This window comes from Kocuria cellulosilytica (assembly GCF_040981245.1).
GTDB lineage: Bacteria > Actinomycetota > Actinomycetes > Actinomycetales > Micrococcaceae > Kocuria > Kocuria cellulosilytica.
Genome location: NZ_JAVFWZ010000112.1, coordinates 1 through 557, shown reverse-complemented (window position 1 = coordinate 557; position 557 = coordinate 1). Strand labels below are relative to the sequence as shown.

Annotated in this window: 1 protein-coding gene; it reads left to right on the top strand. The window is 72.2% G+C overall.

Annotated elements, in window-relative coordinates:
* Window positions 1-50 precede the first annotated feature (50 nt).
* On the top strand, window positions 51-557 hold a 507-nt coding region (locus RCG67_RS17250; RefSeq protein ID WP_368828035.1), incomplete at its 3' end, for a GNAT family N-acetyltransferase.

Here is a 557-nt window from a genome sequence, read left to right as displayed (position 1 = left end):
GCCCCGGCGCCCCGCGCACCCCGACCCCGACGCCCCCGGAAGGAAGCACCGTGCAGATCGAAGGCAGCAGAGTCCACCTCCGCGACTGGACCGAGGAGGACCTCGCCGCGTACGAGGCGTGGATCATGCCTCCCGAGGGCGGCGGCGAGCACGAGTGGCAGCGCACCGACGGGCCGTTCTACCCGAACTTCACCGCGGAGGGCGCCCAGCGCTGGCTCACCACCCTGCGCGAGCGCGTGACGGCACAGGACTGGCCGGACCTGCGGGAGACCATGGTGATCGCGGACGCCGCCACCGGCCGGTTCATCGGGCAGGTCTCCTGGTACTGGTCGGAGAAGCCGACCGAGGACCCCGGGGACGGCACGCACCTGGTGCCGCTGCGCTCCCTGGGCATCACCGTCTACTCCCCGGAGCACTGGAGCGGCGGCTACGGCACCGAGGCCGTGCGTCTGTGGACCGACCACCTTTTCGCCCGCTCCGACTCCCACCGGCTCGACCTCGAGACCTGGAGCGGCAACGTGGGCATGTGCCGCGTGGCCACGAAGCTGGGCTTCACC